The following is a 5216-nucleotide window of genomic DNA, read 5'->3' on the forward strand; positions in this document are numbered from 1 at the left end:
GCATTGAGCTGGGAGAAATTGAAAGCCGGTTGCTGGCCCATCCACAGGTGCGCGAAGCGGTGGTGCTGGCTCAGCCGTCACCGGGGGGCGACCGGCTGGTAGGCTATTTGGTGCCGCGCGGTCCGCTCAGTACCGATGCACTGATTGCCACGCTGGCAGAGAGCCTGCCGGACTATATGGTGCCCAGCCATTTATTAACCCTGGAAGCCATGCCGCTGACACCGGCGGGCAAGGTGAACCGCAAGGCATTACCCCTGCCTCAATGGCAGGCGAGCCGTGCTGGTGACGCGCCACAAGCCGGCACGGAAACGTTGCTTGCTGAGATTTGGCAATCCCTGTTGGGGCAGGAAAAAATCAGCCGCGATGATCACTTCTTTAATCTGGGTGGGCATTCATTATTAGCGGTGCAGATGGTTAACCGGCTGCGCCATCAGCACCAGCTGGACCTGCCCCTAAACCGTATTTTCGAGCAACCTTTGCTGAGGCAATGTGCATTGTTGTGTCAGCCGGCGAATGCCATGCCGGACATTCAGCCGGTGCCTCGCCATGGCGATTTGCCTTGTTCTGCGGCCCAGCGGCGGCTCTGGTTCGTGCAGCAGCTGGAGCCGAAAAACGGTGCGTACCATATGCCGTTGGGTCTGGAGGTGTGCGGTGAACTGCATCAAGCAGCGCTGCAGCAGGCGGTGGATACCTTGGTGGCCAACCATGAAAGCTTGCGGACCCGTTTTGTGGATGTGGGCGGGGAGCCTCGTCAGCGTATTCTTGATGACGCAGCGGTGATTGTTCAGTGGCAAGATTTGAGCGATGAAGCCAGCTCAGAGGATGTGCATCGTTGTCAGCATGAGGTGCTGACCAAACCATTCGATCTGGCGGCGGATGCGTTATTGCGCGTGCAGGTTGTGAAGCTCTCGGCGCAACGTTATCAGCTGATGTTGGTGCAGCATCACATCATAGGTGATGGAATTTCCATGCAATTGCTGTTGGCGGAGTTGAGCAAACTGTACCGGCTTGCTCATCAGGGGGCACGCCTAGTGCCTTCCCCAGCGGCCATCCAGTACGCAGATTACGCGGCCTGGCAGCAGCAATGGCTGAATAGCGACGAGGCCCGAGCCCAGACCCGGTGGTGGGTTAAGCAGTTGGGTGATGGCGGCGAGCCGCTGGCCTTGCCCACGGATTTCTCCCGTGGTGCTCTGCCTGAGAATGAAAACGGGGGCGCTCGCTTGCCAGTGTCGATCAGTGATCGACAGCTGACGCAGCTCAAGCAACGGGCCAGCGAGTTGGGTTCTACCGTCTCGACCTTGTTACTCACTGTCTGGCAGACCTTATTGCATCGTTACAGTGGCCAAGCACAGGTGCGGGTTGGTGTGCCGGTGGCCGGTCGCTTGCAGTCGCAAACTGAAAACTTGCAGGGCTGCTTTATTAACACCCTGGTAGTCCCAGCGACTTACCAACAACCGCAATCGTTTGCCCAGCATGTGGCGGCGACTCAGCGGTTTATGGGTAAAGCCCAGGGGCGTCAATCGTTGCCTTTTGAGGTGTTGGTGGATGCGCTCGGGGTTGATCGGAATCTGGATCGTCACCCTCTGTTTCAGGTGGTCTTCAATCATCAACGCCTCAGTCAGACGTTTGCTCCCCAATGGCCGGAAGCGGTGATCACGCCGTTCGACCCTGGCGCGGCCGGTGCCCAGTTCGAATTGGCGCTGGATATTTTGGAAGACGATGAACAGCTGCAGGGTTTTATTGGTTATGCCACTGCTCTGTTTAAACCGCAAACCATTGCGCGCCTGCGAGACCATTTCTTTATTTTGCTTGAGGCGTTGCTCAATGACCCGCAGCAGCTGCTGGCCGACACGGCTTTACTGACGGCTGAAGAAATCAGTGACCAACAGCACTTCAATCACACCGAAAAAGACTGGGGCGATTTTACTGCACTGCCCAAGCGTCTGAGTCAGCAGGCGGGCCGCACTCCCGATGCCGTCGCCTTGAGCATGGGTGAGCAACAACTCAGTTACGCGCAACTGGACCGCAAGGTGAATCAACTGGCTAACCGACTGCGCCGTGCGGGGGTGAAAGAGGAGGTGCGAGTGGCCATCGGCTTGCCCCGTTCGCTGGAGCTGGTCATCGGCATTCTTGCCATCACCCGTGCGGGTGGCGCCTATGTCCCGTTGGATCCGAGTTACCCGCAGGATCGCCTGAGCTACGTTTTAGAGGCGTCTTCGCCGGCCTTGCTGCTGACCCACAGCAGCCTGCTGGGCGGTTGGCCCAAAGCGGTGCCCATGTGGTGCCTGGATGAACTGGATGTGAGCGATCAGCCGACAACGCCGCCCCCGGTGCAGTGGCATCCAGATCAGGCGGTTTATGTGATCTATACCTCCGGCTCCACAGGTAAGCCCAAGGGTGTGCTCAATACTCAGGCAGCGCTGGAAAACCGGTTGCTGTGGATGCAGAACGAATATCCGTTGCAGGCTGCGGACTGTGTATTGCAAAAAACGCCCTTCAGCTTTGATGTGTCCGTGTGGGAGTTTTTCTGGCCGTTGATGGTTGGCGCACGGTTGGCGGTGGCGCCGCCGCAGGCCCATGGTGACCCGCAGTGGTTGCAGCAGGTAATGGCCGATGAAGGTGTTACCACACTGCACTTTGTGCCATCCATGCTGAAAGCGTTTGTGGATGCCTCCGGGTTGCAAAATGTGCCGCGGCTCAAGCGCTTGATCTGTAGCGGCGAAGCGCTGGATATGGAACTGCAGAAAGCCGTGTTCACCAGCCGTGATGATGTTGAACTGCATAACCTATACGGCCCAACCGAGGCTGCCATTGATGTGAGTTTCTGGCAATGCCAGCCGGAAGGCGGGCATACCGTGCCCATTGGTGCACCGATTAGCAATATCCAATTGTATGTGTTGGATACGGATCTTAATCCGGTGCCCCGTGGGGTTCCCGGTGAGTTGTATCTAGCGGGTATAGGGTTGGCGCGTGGGTATTTTGGTCGTTCGGATCTGACTGCGGAACGTTTTGTGCCTAACCCCTACGGTGACGCAGGCAGCCGCATGTATCGCACGGGTGATCAGGTGCGCCAACGGGGCGATGGCATCATTGAATATCTGGGCCGCCTTGACCATCAGGTGAAGATTCGTGGCCTACGCATCGAGCTGGGTGAAATCGAACAACAACTGAAGCAATTGCCGGATGTAAATGATGCGGTTGTTGTTGCTGATCACAGTGATACCGGTGATCAGTTGGTGGCGTATGTGAGCGCCGATAGCGATAACCGTGAAGCCTGGCAACAGGCCCTTGCGGATGCATTGCCCGAGTACATGGTGCCCGCACTGTTTATGGTTCTGGAGGCTCTGCCGTTATCCCCCAACGGCAAGCTGGATCGCAAGGCGTTACCTGCACCGCAATGGCAAGCCCGTGAATACCGTGCTCCACAAACCGAAACCGAACAGCAATTGGCTTCGCTGTGGGAAGAGCTGTTGGGGCAACCCCGTGTGGGGCTGGATGACAATTTCTTTGTCCTCGGCGGGCACTCGCTGTTAGCCACACGCGTCGTTGCTGCGCTGCGTGATCGCTGGGGGGTGGATGTTCCCCTGCGTGCGTTATTTGAGGCGGACACGCTGCAGGCGTTGGCTGCACGGGTAGACGAGAACAACGGCGAAGCCAAACAGCAAGAGCAAGAGGATCTGTCGGCCATGGCCGATCTTCTCGATGACCTGGAAGATTTATGATCTGGAGTGAAGTATGAGCCTGGATAAGGCGGCACTGGCCCGGCGTTTTATGGCGCTGGATGAAACAAAGCAGGCGGTTTTTCTACAAAAACTGGGCGAGAAAGGTATTCCCTTCGAGCGCCTGCCTATTGTCGCCGGTAACCGCCCAGGTCGTATCCCACTGGCGCCAGCCCAGCAGCGGCTGTGGACGATTCATCAGTTGGAGCCAGCAAACACCGCCTACCACTTGAGTGCTGCTTTTGAGCTTAACGGGCCATTGGATGTGCCGCGCTTGTTACGCGCCATGGATGCGGTGGTTCGCCGACATGAGAGCCTGCGCACCCGTTTTGTAGAAGAGGATGGTGAAGGTTACCAGCGTATTGTCGCCGACACCCTGACGGTTGAGCAGCGGGATGCACGCGCGCTGGATGATGGTGACCGGCAGACCCTTGCGGATGAACACGCTAGCCGTCTCTTTGTGCTGGGCAGTGATTCTCCCTTGCGGGTGCAATTGCTGCAGCTGTCTGAGCAATGCTGGCGGTTGCAGCTGGTGATGCATCACCTGGTGTCCGATGGCTGGTCCATGGATGTGTTCTTTGCGGACTTGGCGCGGGCGTATCTCAGTGACTCCCCGTTGCCAGCCCTGGCTATTCAGTATGCGGATTACGCGCTTTGGCAGAAGGCCTGGTTGGATGCCGGTGAACGGGATCGGCAACTCAGCTATTGGCGTGAACAACTGGGCCATGATCAACAGGAGAGGGCCCAGCCACCCTTGCTGATTGCCCATGATAGGGCGCCGGCACAGACCGCCTTGCGTTCCGCCGCCAGTGTGCAGTGGTCTGTGCCGGCCCATTTACAGGGGCCGTTACAAGCGCTGGCGCGGGATAACGACACAACATTGTTCACGGTGGTGCTGGCGGCATGGCAATGGGCTCTGGCGTCTGTGAGTGGCCGTCGTGATATTCCGGTGGGTGTGCCGGTGGCCAACCGGGAGCGCGCCGAGGTAGACGCGCTGGTGGGTTTTTTTGTGAATACCTTGGTGCTACGGGGTAAGCCTCGGGCGGCGTTTACGGTGAATCAATGGGTAACCCAACTGCACCAGACTATGCTGGATGCCCAGGCTCATCAGGCGCTGCCGTTCGATCAACTGGTGGCTTTCTTGGCGCCACAGCGGGAGCCGGGCGAGACGCCGCTTTTTCAGGTTCTGTTCAATTATCAACGGCGTGATACAAAGGCGAGAAATCTCAGCGACAACGTCACCATTGTGCCGCTGGCTCAGGGGGTGCCGCATGCGTTGTTTGATCTGGCGCTTGATGCCCATGAGGGTGAAGGCGGCGCCTTATTGTTGACGCTGACCTATGCTGCCGATCGCTTTCATTCAGAAACGGTAGAGCGCCTGAAACAGGCTATGAATCAGGTGTTGACCGCATTCAGTCAGGGCCAGCACATGTTAGGCTCGATCAGTGTGGCAGAAAGCGATGTGTCCAGACTGCAAGAGTGGGGTCAGGGTGAAGG

Annotated in this window: 2 protein-coding genes; both read left to right on the forward strand. The window is 57.9% G+C overall.

Annotated features, from left to right (window positions below; all coding sequences use genetic code 11):
- Positions 1-3722, forward strand: a 3722-nt coding sequence (locus Y017_RS08010; protein ID WP_035460191.1) for a non-ribosomal peptide synthetase, incomplete at its 5' end; no start/stop codon positions are given.
- A gap of 13 nt (positions 3723-3735) precedes the next feature.
- Positions 3736-5216, forward strand: a 1481-nt coding sequence (locus Y017_RS08015; protein ID WP_035460192.1) for a condensation domain-containing protein, incomplete at its 3' end; no start/stop codon positions are given.

It is taken from the genome of Alcanivorax sp. 97CO-5, from assembly GCF_000524665.1.
Taxonomy (GTDB): domain Bacteria; phylum Pseudomonadota; class Gammaproteobacteria; order Pseudomonadales; family Alcanivoracaceae; genus Alcanivorax; species Alcanivorax borkumensis.